General features: G+C 58.6%; 12 protein-coding genes. 6 read left to right on the plus strand and 6 right to left on the minus strand.

The window, feature by feature from the left end:
* Positions 1-21: 21 nt before the first annotated feature.
* Positions 22-1,554, plus strand: coding sequence for a tRNA-ribosyltransferase family protein (locus IGNI_RS02475; protein ID WP_011998513.1), 1,533 nt, complete (start codon positions 22-24; stop codon positions 1,552-1,554).
* Here IGNI_RS02475 and IGNI_RS02480 read toward each other — a convergent pair.
* Positions 1,474-2,652, minus strand: coding sequence for an ABC transporter permease (locus tag IGNI_RS02480; protein ID WP_011998514.1), 1,179 nt, complete (start codon positions 2,650-2,652; stop codon positions 1,474-1,476). The two genes, IGNI_RS02475 and IGNI_RS02480, sit on opposite strands and share 81 nt — an antisense overlap.
* The gene (locus tag IGNI_RS02485) at positions 2,649-5,504 is read right to left on the minus strand and encodes a COG1361 S-layer family protein (RefSeq protein ID WP_052569962.1); all 2,856 of its coding nucleotides are present in this window, start codon (positions 5,502-5,504) and stop codon (positions 2,649-2,651) included. The genes IGNI_RS02480 and IGNI_RS02485 overlap by 4 nt, the downstream gene beginning before the upstream one ends.
* Before the next feature lie 63 nt (positions 5,505-5,567).
* On the opposite strand from IGNI_RS02485, the gene IGNI_RS02490 reads away from it, so the two are divergent.
* Together IGNI_RS02490 and IGNI_RS02495 are read left to right on the plus strand one after the other, a co-directional pair.
* Positions 5,568-6,155, plus strand: a complete 588-nt coding sequence (locus tag IGNI_RS02490; RefSeq protein ID WP_011998516.1) for a restriction endonuclease — start codon at positions 5,568-5,570, stop codon at positions 6,153-6,155.
* The gene (locus tag IGNI_RS02495; RefSeq protein ID WP_011998517.1) at positions 6,152-7,339 is read left to right on the plus strand and encodes a hypothetical protein; all 1,188 of its coding nucleotides are present in this window, start codon (positions 6,152-6,154) and stop codon (positions 7,337-7,339) included. The genes IGNI_RS02490 and IGNI_RS02495 overlap by 4 nt, the downstream gene beginning before the upstream one ends.
* Here IGNI_RS02495 and IGNI_RS02500 read toward each other — a convergent pair.
* On the minus strand, positions 7,275-8,033 hold the full coding sequence (locus IGNI_RS02500; RefSeq protein ID WP_011998518.1) for a precorrin-2 dehydrogenase/sirohydrochlorin ferrochelatase family protein: 759 nt from the start codon (positions 8,031-8,033) through the stop codon (positions 7,275-7,277). The two genes, IGNI_RS02495 and IGNI_RS02500, sit on opposite strands and share 65 nt — an antisense overlap.
* Positions 8,034-8,244: 211 nt before the next feature.
* Here IGNI_RS02500 and IGNI_RS02505 point away from each other — a divergent pair, with 211 nt between their 5' ends.
* Both IGNI_RS02505 and IGNI_RS02510 read left to right on the plus strand, forming a co-directional pair.
* Positions 8,245-8,781, plus strand: a complete 537-nt coding sequence (locus IGNI_RS02505; protein WP_011998519.1) for an RNA 2'-phosphotransferase — start codon at positions 8,245-8,247, stop codon at positions 8,779-8,781.
* A 19-nt stretch (positions 8,782-8,800) separates the two neighbouring features.
* The gene (locus IGNI_RS02510) at positions 8,801-9,316 is read left to right on the plus strand and encodes a tRNA(His) guanylyltransferase Thg1 family protein (RefSeq protein WP_083756881.1); all 516 of its coding nucleotides are present in this window, start codon (positions 8,801-8,803) and stop codon (positions 9,314-9,316) included.
* 75 nt (positions 9,317-9,391) lie between these two features.
* Here IGNI_RS02510 and IGNI_RS02515 read toward each other — a convergent pair whose 3' ends face one another.
* Entirely contained in the window at positions 9,392-9,865 is a 474-nt protein-coding gene (locus tag IGNI_RS02515) for a multiprotein bridging factor aMBF1 (RefSeq protein ID WP_011998521.1), read from the minus strand.
* 47 nt (positions 9,866-9,912) lie between these two features.
* Complete coding sequence (locus IGNI_RS02520; protein WP_148202215.1) at positions 9,913-11,385, minus strand: radical SAM/SPASM domain-containing protein; 1,473 nt, start codon at positions 11,383-11,385, stop codon at positions 9,913-9,915.
* Positions 11,386-11,506: 121 nt separating this feature from the next.
* On the opposite strand from IGNI_RS02520, the gene IGNI_RS02525 reads away from it, so the two are divergent.
* Positions 11,507-12,610, plus strand: a complete 1,104-nt coding sequence (locus IGNI_RS02525; RefSeq protein ID WP_011998523.1) for a radical SAM protein — start codon at positions 11,507-11,509, stop codon at positions 12,608-12,610.
* On the opposite strand, the gene IGNI_RS02530 is transcribed toward IGNI_RS02525, so the two are convergent.
* Positions 12,603-13,157 carry an alpha/beta hydrolase family protein gene (locus tag IGNI_RS02530; protein ID WP_148202216.1) on the minus strand — a complete coding sequence of 185 codons (555 nt, stop codon included), beginning with the start codon at positions 13,155-13,157 and terminating at the stop codon, positions 12,603-12,605. The two genes, IGNI_RS02525 and IGNI_RS02530, sit on opposite strands and share 8 nt — an antisense overlap.
* Positions 13,158-13,202: the final 45 nt, after the last annotated feature.

The following is a 13,202-nucleotide window of genomic DNA, read 5'->3' on the forward strand; positions in this document are numbered from 1 at the left end:
CTGCCCGGGCCCGGGAAGAGCTTGATCTGGGAGCCGGAGGCCAGGGACGGGCCGGCGAGGGCCGGGAAGCTCAAGGTAGGCGCCTACGAGGTCGAGACCCCCGCCCTTTTGGCGGTGGTGGACCCGGACCCGAAGAAGCAACTCGTCCCCTTGGACGAGATGAGGAGGGCCGGGGTCCAAGTAATAATGACCTCAGCCTTCATAGCTAAGAAGAAGGTAGGCCCAACGAACTTGAAGGAGCGCTTGGGGTGGGAGGGCCTCCTATACACCGACTCGGGGACCTTTCAAGCGTACAGCAGGGGGGTGAGGGTGGACCCGGAGGAGTCGGTGAGGTACCAGATAAGCGCCGGCTCCGACATAATAACGCCCGTGGACCTCTTCAGCTTGCCCACGGACAGCAAGGAGGTAGCGGCGAAGAAGGCGGAGGTGAGCTTCCGGAGGTGGCTGAGGGCGAGGGAGCTGAAGGAGGAGGTGAGCGCCCCGGTACAAGGGGGCCTCTACCCGGACGTGAGGGCGGCCGTCGCGAGGAGGTACTCCGAGGCCGGGGCCAGGCTCTTGGCCGTGGGGGGTATAGTTCCCTTGATGGAAGAGTACAAGTTCAAGGAGTTGGTTAACGCGGTGCTCCCGGTCCTCGCCTCCAGGCCGCCGGAGGCCGCGGTGCACGCCTTCGGGGCCGGCCACCCGCTCGCCTTCCCCCTCTTGGCCTTCCTAGGCGTGGACCTCTTCGACTCGGCCATGTACGCTATAGCGGCGAGGGAGGGTAGGTACTTAACGCCGTTTGGTACCTTTAGGCTCGAAGAATTAGTAATGATGAGGGAGTTCCCCTGCGACTGCCCCGCTTGCTCCTCCCTCTCCCCGCGCGACTTGCTGTCCATGAGCGAGGAGGAGAGGACCAAGTTCTTAGCCCTTCACAACCTTTACGCAGCAATTAAAATGGTGAAGGAAATAAGGGAGAGGATAGTTTACGGCACCTTCCACAAGTGGGCGATAGCCTTCGCCCACAGCCACCCGAGGCTGTACGAGGCCTTTGCAGAGGCCTTGGGCAAGTGGAGGGGCTACTTCGAGAGGGAGAGGAACGCCCTCCCCAAGTCGCCGGTCCCGGAGGGGTGCGAGCTCTGCGACTCCAGCCCGGAGAGGGACCCGGTGGGGGAGGGGACTTACGGGACGAGGGAGCTGTTCAACGTCATCGCCAAGAGGGCCTACGGGAAGGGGCTGAGTTCCGAAGAACCCTTGGAGGCCTTAAGGCCCCCTAGGGCCAGCTTCTCGCCCCGCGCGCTGAGGGAGCTCTGCTCGGTGACCCTCAACTCCCCTCCCAAGGGGAGGGCGATAAGGAAGAAGGACTTAAAGGAAGTTAACTGCTTGTTGAGGCCCAACCATGAGGTCCTCGTCCTCTGGGAGGGAGGGGAGGCGAAGGCCGTTTCCCTCGTCTCGTTCGCGGAGCTCTCGTTGGCCTCCGAAGAGGCCGTGGCGCTCTTACTCCCCCCTGAGGGCCTCCACGGGGTCAAGCTTGGAGGCCTTGTAGGCCGGGTAGAGGCCGGCGACCACGGCGGTTAACACGGAGAAGAGCGCCGCCTCAGCGACCAGCTGGGGGCTCACGTAAGCCTTGGCGGTCTTCAAGAACTCCGCTTGTATGTAGCTCTTCAGCTGGGCCCCTATTACATTAACGTACTTGTTCACAGCGTCCGCCAAGAAGTAGCCTATTACAGAGCCTATGGCTCCTCCTACCACCCCGAAGGATGAGGCCAAGAATAGGTAGTAAAGCAATATGTCCCTCGGGGAGTAGCCTATTGCCTTCATAACTGCTATTTCAGACCTCCTCTCGAGGACAGTTATCATCATGGTGTTAGCTATTCCGAAGCCAGACGCAACGAAAGCTATCATAGACATCATGAACAAGAACCTCTCAGCGAACTCCGCCGCGGACGAGTACATGTTTATTAAACTTAAGGGCGCGGTGGCTTCGGCGTCCATGAGCTCTGCCAAGGGCCTCACCCTCTTCAACACTTCCTTCGTCTTGGAGGGGCTCTCGGCGACCAAGTAGAGGACATTGTAACCCCCGACCACCCTCGTCCCTAGCTCCTCAGAGACCATTATCGACTTGTCCGGGTTGAAGCCGAAGAGGCTCGAGCCGAGGCTCTCCAAAGCTCCCACGACGGTTACGTAGTACTCCTCCTTACCCACTTGGAACTTCACTGTGCCAGGGGGGAGTAAGACCTCCTTAGCCACTTGCCAGCCCTCCACCGCCGTGCCGGGGGCTAGGGAGAAGCGCCCTAGGCGCGGCTTCGCGGAGGGGAAAAGGGAGAAGAACGCCTTTTCGTTCAGCCCCACGAAGGTCAGTATCCAGACTTTCCCGGAGGCCGATACCTTAGCTCTGAACACCGAAACCCCGAACACGTCCGTGACCCCCTCAACGGCCTTGAAGGCCAAGGCGTCTTCCAAGGAAAAGGGTCTCTCTCGCGCGCTCAAGATTATGACGTTCGCCGCCAGCCCCCTGAACTGCCTCTCCACGTTGACCCTCAAGCCCTCCGCTTGGGAGACGAAGGCTATCAAGGCCGCGGCGCCCACCGCAACGCTCATGACCACTAAGAGGGACCTCAAGCCGCCGCTCTTCATGTCCTTTAAGCTCATAAGGAAGAGCTCCGCGTACTTCATTCTATCACCACCGTTTTGGACCTCCTCCTTTTAATTAAGAGGAGCAAAATTATTGGCACCACCAAGGCGAGGGCCATCGCCTCCGGCCCCAAGCTCTCGGCAGATAGCTTGACTCTCGGCTTAACTATCACGCTGGCTGAGAACACCTTCTCGTACTTCTCGCCTTGGAAGAGGTAGGAGACCTTCAGGGTAACCGGCACCGTCCCGGGCTCCGCCTCCGCGGGGACCTCGAAGGGGAACACCGCGGGCACGTCCGCCCCGGGGGAGAGCCTCGGGAGGAAGAGGGTCTTCTTGGTGAACCTTATCCCCTTCGCCTCCACAGATATCTTGACGTCGGCCGCGCTCTGGTCTCCCACGTTGGCCAGCGAGAAGCCCAGTATTCCGGAGGAGCCTGGGGAGAGCTCCTCCGGGAAGGTGGCGGCGTCGTGAACTTTGAGCACGGGGCCGGTCGCCACGCTTATCTTGTAGTTAAACGTGTCGCTGACGTTTCCGTACCTCACCCTCACAGTTATTGAGTACGTCCCGGGGTAGTTGGGGGAACAAGGCACCTCCACCAAGGCCCTCTGGCCCGGGGCTAGCTCCTTGATGAAGAAGGAACTCTTGGAGAGGGGTAAGCCGGAGGAGTAGACGTAGAGCTCCACCCCCTTCGCCGGGACCTCGCCGTCGTTAAATACCTCGAACCTTAGAACGGACTTTCCTGTCTTGAGTATGGTAGTTAGCATGTTTACCGCTACGTGCGGGGAAGGCTTGGGAACCACCTTGAACTTCTTGGTAAAGGAGGCTGAGTAGGAGCTCCCCCAAGGGTCCGTGTAGCGGGCCTCCAGCTTCAGTTCCGCCTCCTCAGCCCTCTCCGGTGGGGTTACAAAGAGCTTTAAGGTAACCTTCTTGCCCGGCGGTATATCTCCCAGCATGAAGTAGCTCGGCGTTACGTCCGAGTCCCCTGAGGAGGCCGAGAGGGTGACGGACCTCGCCTCGTCGCCCCCGGAGTTGGCGAGCTCCACGTAGACCGCGTTGGACTTCCCGCCCCTTAGCTTCTCGCCCTTTACGGCTATTACTAAGTTCGGGGGGACGTAGTTCCTAACCGGCACCTCGAACTCCTTCTTCAATTGGGACGGTAGGCAAGTGCCTCCCAAGGGGCCGGAGCAGTAGCTCAAGGCCGCGTTCAACTTAACAGACTTGGCGTCCTTGGGTACGAAGAACGTAGCGTTTATAACCTTGCTAGAGTCTGGAGGCATATCGCCTAAGTACACGTAACTGGGGTAGAGCAAGTAGGGCGAGGAGAGGCTGAGCCCCGCCCCCTTCGCGTAGCCCCTCCCGACGTTCTTGACCCTTATCGTAACTACGTCCTTTCCAACGCCCAAGCTCTTGGTTTCCAGCTCGATGGCCGGGACCGCCACCTCCGGGTTGGGCTTGACCTCTAGCTCTTCCTCCCTCTCCAAGCTGTAGGAGCCCGCAACTATCTTCACCTTGGCCTTGAGTGATTCCACCTCCCAAGGGACCGCGACCAAGCCTTCCAGGCAAACCCTCTGCGAGGGGGCGACCTCGTCGAAGGTAGCTACGCTCGACCAGTTGCTGACTTCGACTTTCACGATCACGTCCTTTACTGCCTTGTTCCACGCGTTCTCCACGCACATCCTCTCCCGGACCACGCTCCCCTCCACGACGCTCCGGGGCTCGAAGGTTACCGTAAACTCCGGGTTGAACGGTTTAACGTTGAAATTATATGCAAACGTCTTCCCAAACATCTTTACTTTCAAGATAGCTTCTTTTGCTGAGGTGGGGAGGGACCACACGAAGGCGCCTCCGGGCAAGGGCAAGGTCGGGGGGTCAACGGCCCCGGGGCTGGGCTCGAGCGTTACAGCGCCCTTCACCGGGAGGGGGCAGTTGACCTTAACCTCCACCGCGTTGTCCACTCCGGCCCACAGCTCCGTCGCGTTGAAGCTTACGTCACAGTAGCTCATAGCGACGCTGTCATTCAGAACTAGGTTACCGGCCTTGGCTACTGCGCTCAACGTAAAGGGCAGGGAGGAGGGCGTAACTGTGTAGTTGAGCGTCGTGCACCCCTTCAGCTCCAGCTTGAAGGAGTCCGGCTCGGGGGCGGCATTACGGGAGAACAACCTAATTACGAATTGTTGTTTCCTAGGGAAGCATACTTCTATTACCTTTCCTAACTTGAACGTTACGCGGGGGTCCGGGTTAACTATCATCAAGCCCTTCCCTTCGAGCTCCGCCTTCCCGTAGCGGGCCTTGTACTCGACCTCGTACTTCCCCGGAGAGGTGGGCGGGACCTCGGCCTTCGCTGCTCCCTCCCCTCCCGGGGGGACCTCCAAGGGGAGCGTCGCGAAGAAGGGCTTGGTGATTACTATATTGCCCTTAAAGGGCGCCTCTCCGACGTTCCTGAACTTCAGGGTCACGTTGCCGCCTACTTCCGACACCTCCACGGGTTCCATGACTAGCTGGGGGGAGCGGACGAAGAGCGTTAAGGAGCCCGAGGTCGCTCCGAGGGCCTTGGAGTTCCCCAACGCGTAGGCCGCGCTGGCAACGAAGCTTAACCTAATTACTTCTTTCAACGGGAGGACGTTCAGTATGACCTCCTTGCACTGCCTCGGTCTCAAGTCTCCTACGGAGAAGGTCGAGGGGGTGACTGCGGCGTCCTCCGTGGCGAGCTGGAACGTTGCATAAGAGATCAAGGTGACGGAGGGGTTGCAGACCTTGAGCCTCACGGATCCTAAGTGGCCGAGGGTCAAGTTCGCCCGTTCGGGGACCAAGTAGACCGGCGAGGGCGGCAGCGGCTTCTGTTCGGCCGCCCACACAAGCGCCAACGTCACCAAGATAGCCAGAGCCCTCTTCAAGGCATAAGGCCCGGGACAGAGTCATAGAGGGGAATTAGAGCGTTCGCCGCAGAGTGTAGGGCCTTGAGGAGGGCGAGGAGCGAGAGGTTGGCGGAGGAGGTGCTCCGATCCATGGGCTTCGAGGTGGTGAGCGTCAACGCGCCGGTAAAGGTCGGGGACAAAGAGGTGGCGGAGGTGGACTTGTTGGTCAAGCCCCCTCCCGGGCCCCTCGCGGTAGAGGTCAAGTCCGGAAAAGTGGACGTGAGCGCCGTCAGACAAGCGTACGCCAACGCGAAGGCCATAGGGGCGGAGCCTATGGTCATGGGCTCGGGGTGGGCCAACGAAGAAGCCAAGCTATTGGCAGACAAGTTGGGCGTCAAGTACCTCATGTTCGAGGACGTGATGGTAGCTAGCAAGGAAGAGCTCTACGACGTAGTCAAGGGGGCGGTCACAGAGGTTTTAGTGAGGTTCATAAACTCCTTGTACCCGGACGAACGCGCGTGCGTCATAGCGGAAGCGGGAAGCTTGGAGGAGGCAGAAAAAGCGTTGGGTAAGGAGGAGTTAAGGAAATTATTAAAGAGAATGGGCAGAGCGGGCGGCTCGGAGGCCGTGCTCGCCGCGGCGAGGCTCTCGTGTCTGTTGTGGAAGCTCTTGAAGGGGGTGAAAGGTTGACATGCCGAACGCTCGTGACCCACGTGGAGCCGGACGTGGGAGGGACCTCGGTGTACGCGCTAGTTGGCGCCAAGGGGCAGTGTTCTGAGGTCCGGGCCCCCAAGATCTTGAGGGACGTCGTGAGCAGGGCGAAGACCTACAAAATTCAGGTTATCAAGAAAATAAAGAACGCCCCGAAGAAGGTGACGTACGAGGACGGGTACTTGAAGTTCCTCTGTGAAAAGGAATGTTCCTTCGTCGTTAAGGCGTGGGCCCTCACGGGCGTTCCAGTAACCCCATTCGTTACTGACGTAGATATCGTTACCAATATGAAAAACGTGTTTACGTTTAATATAAAGGCGACCAAGGTGAGGGAGAGAGGAGGGGTGCTGGGCCTCCAGAACTTGGGCTCCGCCGTAGCGATAGACGTACGCACCTTTGACCCTTTGTCCAACTTCAAGGCTCTCTTAGTGGAACCCTTGTCCGCCCCGCGCCGCTCCTTCTACGCTTACTTCCCCGACGGGAGCCTCTACTTGGTGGGCCCGGACGTCAAGGAAAGAATAGCCGTCGTGAGGGACTTGATGGACGTGGTTTCGTTTCCCTACGGTTACTTGACTTCTATAATAAGGAAGGACAAAGTAGACGTGATCTCTAAGAGGAAGGGAACGTGGACCATTTTGAAGAGGGTCGAAGGAGCTGCCAAGAGTGCGGAGTGGTGCTTGGTTGACTCAACTCCCGCTCTAGCAATTTACTACGAGGACCACATATCGCTCGTCACCCTCCGGGAGGAGATAATAAACATAGCCGTAGAGGGGTGGAGGGCCGCCTCCTTGTCCCCGAACGCGGAGCTGTTGCTCTTGTCCACGGGAGAGGGCGTGAAGTTAATAGACTTAAACAGCGGGGAGAAGTTAAAGGAGTTCAAGCTAAAGGGGGTGGAGCTGATCTCTTGGTCGCCCTACTCCGACTTCGCCGCGCTGTGCTCCAAGGAGGCGTGTTGGATATATTCAAACTTGAGCAAGGAGATAGCTACAGTTAGGAAAGTAAGCAACGCAACCTCCGTCTGGTGGAGCCCTTCTACGTATAACTTGTACGTGGCGAGGGGGAACAAGCTGGAGATAACATTCTTCGACCCGCCCGGGGTCAAGGCCACGCTCTTAGTAGCTCGTCGCCCCATTCTTCGAGAAACTTCCCGAGAGCGTACTTGACGTCCGTCATCCCCTCGCCTTCGTAGCTCTTAGCTATAGCTAAGGCCTTCTCTAAGGCTTCGTCTATCTTGCCCTCCCTCACCATCTCGATTATGTCCCTCTGCAACATCACGTACCAGTAGAGCCCGAACCTCCTCTTGGGGTCGTCTATGAGTTCCTTGAGCTCTCGCTTGAACCTCCTGGCAAACTCGTTTATCCTCTTGAAGAATTCGTTGCTCTTCAAGCACCTCTCAATTAGTGCGAGCGCCACGTGAGCGGCGACGCCGGAGGCCCCCTCGCTGGTCACCGCTATCCTTATCCCGTCCACCTCCGCCTCGAAGGGCACGTGGACGTCGCTGCGGGAGGCCTCGGTGGCGTCGTTGACCAGTTTCCCCATCTCCTTAGCAATTCTAAATATCTTGTCGTTCACCTCTTTATTGTTTGTCGCTATTACAACTATGTCGGCGTCCTCAATGAGCTTCCTTATTTCATCTTCCCTCTCTAGGTCGGACTTAACCAGTTCTACGTTCAAATAATAAAGGTCCTCACTGAACTCCTTAGCGACGACCCTCACCCGCGCTCCCGCGTTGGCAAACTTCTGCGCCCTCCTGGTGCCCACCTTGCCCCCTCCGAACACGACTACAGTGAGCTTCGAGGCCTCGACGTACAGCGGCACGCGCATCCTTTCATCAATAGCCTCTGGCCTCGCGCGCAAATTTAACGTGTTCCTCTGATGTATCCGGGCTATTGCCGAACAGAGCGTTAGACACCGACCTTTAAGGGGCGGCTCGAATTAACGCTCGGGGTCTAACGTGCAGACCGCAGTTCAACTCCCCAAGCCCAAGCCCTCCGAGGAGGAGCTCGAGCTCTACCTCGCGGAGGCGGCCTTGAGCTATAGGTGAAGTCGTCCCCGAGGGTCAGAGAGTTTGTTGGACGACAAGACGAGGGTTAAGCTCAGCAAGAAGATGACCTACCTCTTGAGGCACAAGGAGGGCTTCGTGGACCCGGAGGGGTGGGCCAGCCTGGACTCCCTCGTACGCGAGTTGAGGAAGTTTTTCCCGTGGGTCTCGAAGGAACACGTGCTAGAGGTCATTTCCAAGGACGACAAGGGGCGATACGAGCTGAGGGGCGACAAGGTGAGGGCGAGGTACGGACACACGGTGAAGTACGTCAGGCCGACCTTGGAGGAGTCCTACGAAACACTACTCTACCACGGAACCTCTTGCGAGGCCGCGAGGGCCATACTCAAGGAGGGCATAAAACCTATGAAGAGGAACTTCGTCCACCTCACCACCAGCTTAGAGGAGGCTATAGAGAACGCGAGGAGGAAGGGTAAGTGCATAAAGGTCTTGATTGTGGACGGGGAGTGCTTGAGGAAGAGAGGAATAAAAATCTACAAGGCAGGGAAGCACGTAAGGGTGTGCAGCTACGTCCCGCCCGAGTGCGTGGTGGGAGAGGCTTGAGCGCCTCCCCTACGACTGGCTGAAGGACAGGGAACCCTTCTCAAACTTGAGGGTTGAGGGGCCCGTAATAGTTAGGATGGACGGCGTTAGCTTCGGGAAGTACTCCAAGCTGTTGGGCAAGCATAGAGACGAAAGGCTTCACAACGCCTTGGTCTCGTCCGCCAAGGAGTTGGTGGAGTACTACTCTTGCGACTCCGCTTACGTCTCCAGCGACGAGGTGAGCGTCTACTGCAAGCTCCCTCCCTTCGGGGGGAGGGTGGAGAAGCTGGTCTCCGTGTTCTCCTCCTTCTTGGGTTCCCACTTCTCCGTGAAGGTGAGTCCCCTCCCGCCGGGGTGGTTCGACGGCCGCGTGGTCTTGGCGGGCGACTGGAAGGCCTACGTTATGTGGAGGCTTAAGGTGACCGTGTGCAACTACGCCTCCTCCGTCGCGAGGAAGCCTTGTTCCCAAGCCTTGAAGGAGGTCCGCTTGCCCCCGGAGGCCTTCGGCACCCTCTTGGAGAGGGTCGAGGTGCTGAAGAAAGGCTACACCCGCTGACGGGGGAGGAGGTCACCGTAACTAGGAGGGTACTCAAGGAGTTCCGGGGGGAAGGGGTGTTGAGGCGCTTGGGCCTCACTCCTTCCTGAGCACCGCCACGTCGCCCAAGGTGAGCTCCGCGGGGCCTTGGAACTTGGGGGCCTCGCTCTCCTCGTACTCTACCTTCTTCACCAGCTCCACCCCCAGCACCCTCTCCAGCTTCCTCGCGAGCTCCAAGTCCGGCTCCAAGCGCCCTAGTTCTATCCTCTTGATCACGGTCTCGTGCTCCCCGACCTTCATGCCCAGCTCCCTCCTGCTCAGCCCCAAGCGCTCCCTAGCCTTCCGAACCCTCTCGGCGTAGTCCTCCACCACTACGTACTCAACGACCTTCTTGGTCTTGGGTTTCGGAGCGGCCTTCCGCTCCTTCTTGGGGAGAGGAGCGACCTTGGCCTTGACGGAGCGGAAGCAAGACTCGCAGAGCACCATTTCCGCGCCCTCTATGTAGACCCGGTACGCCTTGCCGTAGATGGGCCTCCCGCACATCTCACAATATAGGACGTTGCCCTTCATGAGGTTCGTGACCCTTCTAGCCTTCTCCTAAACTTAGATTTTAAGTTTTAGCGCCCGCTGGTCGCGACGAGCGCCTTAGACTTGAGCTGCTCGTAGTACTTCTTGTTGTATATGCACCCCGGGTCCGGGGCCAAGGGGTCGTTGAAGTACCCGTAGGCCCTAGCCCTACAACCACCACATATCTCGCGGTAGGGACAAGTCCTACAGAAGCCCCACAAGTTGTTCCTGTCCCTCAGCTTCTGGAACAGCTCGCTGGTCTCCCATATCTCCCTGAAGTCCTTCTCCCTTACGTTGCCCATGGGGACCGGGAGGAACACGCACGGGGTTACGGTGCCCTCCGGCTCCAAGGCCGCGTAGATCCTCCCCGCGCCGCAGCCTCCCACGAACTCCGCCAAGGCGCTTATCACCTTATCCATGTCCAGTTCCTCAGGCTTGCCGACGTACATGTGGGTGGGGGCCACTATCCCTAGGCCCGCTTGTAAGCAGACCCTCCCGAACTGGGGGGCGGTGCTCACTATCTCCAAGTTCCTCCTCTTCATCTCTAGGGCTATCTTTTTCAAGAACTCCTCCCTCTCTTCGGGACTCAAGTCCAAATCGATTATCTCCTTACCTCTTCCAGTTGGTACGAAGTTGAAGAAGACCACCCTCTTTATTCCTATCTCTTCCGCCAAGTCCAATATATCGTCTACCTCGTCCACGTTCAGCCTAGTTACAGTAGTTGCCATTGCCGCGTTCATCCCCAGCTCGGCCGCATTCTTCAGCGCCTTAACGGCCCTCTTCCAGCTCCCGGGGATCCCCCTGAACTCGTCGTGCTTCTTCGGGTCCGCCGAGTCCACGGAGACTTCCACGTACCTAACCCCGGCCCTCTTCGCCTTCTCGGCCATCCTCTTGTCCGCGAGGAGCCAGCCGTTGGTGGCCACCGCGACGTATATGAAGCGGTCGCTCAGCTCCTTGACTACCCTCCAGAAGTGAGGGTGTATGGTGGGCTCGCCGCCGCTCAAGGCTACGGCCGCCACCCCCGCGCGGTCCAACTGCTCTACTACGTTCAACTTCTCCTCCAAGGTTAACTCGTTGGGTAGGGGCTTGTCGGCCCTCTGGTAGCAGTGCTTGCAGCGCAAGTTACACATGTTGGTGAAGTTCCAGACCACCAAGAAGGGCGCGGGGAACTTCTGGGGCACCGAGACGCCGTAGAGGGCCAAGCCCTCTAGGACCAGTGCCAGCCCCCTCCTCACGGCCGGGTCGGACAGAGCTGCCTTGACCTCCTCTTCCTTTACCTTGAACAGCTTAGCAATTGTGGATATCGTAAACTTTATGAAGCTTTTCGTTAAGATGGCCGAAGGACAGCTCACCTTCTCCCCGGCGTACTCCGCCATTGCGAAGAAAGACACCCTCTCGGTGACCGTCCTTCCGCCTATCTCGCACGTGACCCTCTTGGAGGCCTTGCGCAACAAGGTCCTAGTCAGCGGGTTGTTGAAGGTCGCTCTGAGGCCGGCAAGGAACGCTCCCATTCCGGAAGTCATTGAACCACCGCTCTCTAAATCCAAGAACTCTAAATAAGTAAGTGGGATAAGGTTTTCTAACGAGACAGCCGACACTCAAAACCCTTGGACGCCGGAGGCGTAGGACGAGAGTGTCGAAGGCATGTCTTGGCTCCTGCTGAGGCCCGACTCGGTGGCGGTGTGGAAGGACCCGGCGGTGAACGAGAGGCTGAGCTGGTATAAAGACGTAATGTTGAACCGCGCCCAAGCTAAGTTCTTGATAGCGAAGTCTATAGCCGCCGAGGCGAGGCCGGAGGAGCTGAGCGAGAGGGAGCTCTGGGAGCTTCACTCGACGCTGAGGGAAGAGTTCGAGAGGAGGTGGGAAGAGGCCAAGAGGGGGAAGTGGTTTAAAGAGGTGAAGAACAATTTCTTAGACGTCAAGGTGGAGCTCGCTAAGAGGCTCTTGGGGCCCCCTTGTAGGCTGTGCGAGAGGCGCTGCCCGGTGGACCGGAGGAAGGCCAGGGGAGCTTGCTTGGTGGACCACAAGGCCTACGTCCACTCGGCCTTCCTCCACTTAGGAGAGGAGGCCCCCTTAGTCCCCTCCGGCACGATCTTCTACGGCGGCTGTCCGTTCAAGTGCGTGTTCTGCCAGAACTGGGACATAAGCCAAGAGAGGCCTACCGAGGCCCCGGCGCTGGGCCCGGAGGAGCTGGCGAGGGTCCAAGAGAGGCTCCGGCGCGAGGGGGCGAGGAACGTGAACCACGTCGGGGGAGACCCCATCCCGAGTGCCCACATCATAATTGAGAGCTTAAAGTACTTGAAGGTCAACGTTCCCCAACTTTGGAACAGCAACATGTACATGACGGAGGAGCTGTTAGAGCTGTTGTTAGATATAATAGACATCTGGCTCCCGGACTTCAAGTACTGGGACGACCGCTGCGCGTGGAGGCTGAGCGGCGTGAGGAGGTATAGGGAAGTGGTGACCAGGAACATATACAAGGCCGCCCAGAAGGGCGACATGATAATAAGGCACTTGGTTATGCCCAATCACTTAGAGTGCGATACGTTCCCGATACTCGAGTGGATAGCCGAGAACGTTAAGGATAAAGTATTAGTCAACATAATGGAGCAGTACCGCCCGGAGTACTTGGTGCTCAAGTTCCCCCAGCGTTGGCCAGACATAGCGAGGCCGGTGAGCGCGGAGGAGGTAGAGGCCGCCCGCAAGAGGGCCGACGAGCTGGGGATAGTGTGGAGGCCCGTCAGCTGAGGGAGCGCAAGAACTCGACCACGTGCCTCCTGACCAGCTCCTTCTCGGCCTCCGTAACCGGCTTGTGACCCATCCCGTCCACCACTACCAAGTGACACTCCTTGACCTTTTCGCAGAACTCCAAGCTCTGCTCTAAGGGCACCACCTTGTCCTCTGTCCCGTGTATTACGAGGATTGGAGCTTTGAACTCCATGTTTATGGGGCTCAGCTCTATCATAACCTCCTCGTCAACTTGGCTGGTTATGTCTTCGTATATCTTCGGAAACTTCTCTTTCAAGTGAGCGAGCTGCTTCCTCAAGTTCGTCGGAGGGGCGACCGCGACCGCGGGCCTCCCCTTGGAGGCGGAGTGCAAGAGGGCCAAGGCGCCCCCCATGCTGTGGCCCCCGTAAACGTCCGCCTCCAACTCCTTGGTGGCCTCCCAAGCCTTCGCTAGGACGCTGGGGAGCGTCGGAACTATCACTTCATCGGCGACTTCCTTGAAAGCCTTCACAAGCCACTTTATCCTGGTGGGCGAGGAGCCGTAGCCGTGGAACACAGCCGCCTTCACTCACCGCGCCCGCCGGGGGGCTGGCGAGTACAATATAACGTTTTG

This window comes from Ignicoccus hospitalis KIN4/I, assembly GCF_000017945.1.
In the GTDB taxonomy this organism is placed as follows: Archaea; Thermoproteota; Thermoprotei_A; order Sulfolobales; family Ignicoccaceae; genus Ignicoccus; species Ignicoccus hospitalis.

Bases quoted from the DNA above. Each gene is read 5' to 3' on its own strand.
- IGNI_RS02480 (WP_011998514.1), bottom strand. From the start codon at position 2,652: ATGAAGTACGCGGAGCTCTTCCTTATGAGCTTAAAGGACATGAAGAGC.
- IGNI_RS02515 (WP_011998521.1), bottom strand. From the start codon at position 9,865: ATGAAGGGCAACGTCCTATATTGTGAGATGTGCGGGAGGCCCATCTAC.
- IGNI_RS02520 (WP_148202215.1), bottom strand. From the start codon at position 11,385: ATGACTTCCGGAATGGGAGCGTTCCTTGCCGGCCTCAGAGCGACCTTC.
- IGNI_RS02525 (WP_011998523.1), top strand. From the start codon at position 11,507: ATGTCTTGGCTCCTGCTGAGGCCCGACTCGGTGGCGGTGTGGAAGGAC.